This window comes from Acinetobacter towneri DSM 14962 = CIP 107472 (assembly GCF_000368785.1).
GTDB classification, from domain to species: domain Bacteria; phylum Pseudomonadota; class Gammaproteobacteria; order Pseudomonadales; family Moraxellaceae; genus Acinetobacter; species Acinetobacter towneri.
On the sequence record NZ_KB849678.1, the window covers coordinates 1 to 1,591 of the forward strand.

Consider the following 1,591-nt stretch of genomic DNA (forward strand, 5'->3'; position numbering starts at 1 on the left):
CGAACTAAACTCTATAGAGAGCGTATTTGATCATATAGTATCTACGGTAGAGCAGGAATTAAGTTTAAATGAGCACTAGAACGTTGATGATACCTGCTCGTGTAGCTATCGCCCAAAGGGCTCACAAATGTAAGGCAAATCAAAAACATCTTATATCTCAAGGTCAATATAGATTTGAGGTTAAAAATGAGAGGAATTGGGATAAGTATTGTTTAACTTGTGGTAATAAAATCATGCTCAAATTAATTAGCGATTCTTCAGCATTAATGGAAGATTTTAAAAAATACCACACATGTTGAAACATCAAGATATTATTAAAAAATCCCAGTGATAAAACTGGGATTTTTTAATCTTACTGGAATAAATATGGAAATAATACTTCAACAGCATGTGGAGAAAGTCTAACTTGCAATGGGTGTTTAGGAGGAGCAAATATTAGATGGTCTTTAACCATTACCTGAACTATTTCTCTCAACTTTTTTTCACTAATTTGAAGCTTATTCTGCAATTCTTTACGAGAGTGAGGGCCACTATATAAAAGAGTTTTATATATATCTTTAGCTTCTAGAGGCAATTTTTTTAAAGGTTTTTTGGTTTTATGATCAAATAAGGCTTCATTGAATCTTAATTGAAAATAAACATTAATTCGTTCTTCAAGCTTATATGGCTCTAATAAGCTAGTAAAATAAGTCATTTGATCTAGAGCAACATCTAAAAAGTATTCTGTAAAACTTTTTAGCCCATCATCAGATAGTATTCCTCTGCCATCGCTACTACCTTGTCTTTGTCTATCTGCAATAGCAAGATATTTATAATATTGCTCACTCGAACGAGCAAATCCTCTAGACATAGACCACAAGCCATAGCTTTTCAAACCGATTGCACGCATAAAACAATCAGTAAATAATCTTGAAACTCGACCATTTCCATCTAAGAATGGATGAATCCAAGCTAATCGATGATGTGATGCGGCCATTGCCCAATACTTACTCATACCTGGAAGATATTTGATTCTATAAGCATTAGAAAACCAGGACATATATGCTGGAATTTTTTCTGGCAATGGTGGTATATGCGTACCTACGGTTACCTTTGTTTGACGATAGCCTCCTGGCTCTATTTCATGAATAGTTACCCCATCACTATCTAAAACTTGTAATTCCAAAGGTTCACACTGCTCATAAAAAGCTTCATGAATTTTTTTAATAAAATGTTGTGAAGTTACTTCATCAACATGGCTATGTTCCAAATTAAGCTTAACCTGAACTTCAATGTGTCTCTTAATCTCCAAAAGCCCTTTAGACTTATATTCAATAGACTCATCATTCAAATCCAATAATTCACTAGGCTTAGTCGGGTTACCTTCGATTTTATTACTGTAATATGAGTTAACAACACGCAATAACCCTTCAACAGCATCTCGTATAGTGCTGGGTACAGTTGAATCCAATTGTGCATCCAAGCGAATTATTTCAAATAATTTCTCTTCTAGTTCTGGTGAGTAAGCACTAGCAACCGGTGTAATATCCACGTTGTAAATCTCTTTAAAACAGCAAGAATATTGTACGCTATAAATTCCGTAATAAAAAAA

The 1,591-nt window shown here is 33.8% G+C and carries 1 protein-coding gene; it reads right to left on the reverse strand.

Translation table 11 applies throughout. The features are described from left to right. Nucleotides 1–352: 352 nt before the first annotated feature. Nucleotides 353–1,591: Fic family protein (locus tag F947_RS00335; protein ID WP_004969630.1), on the reverse strand; the 1,239-nt coding region annotated here is incomplete at its 5' end.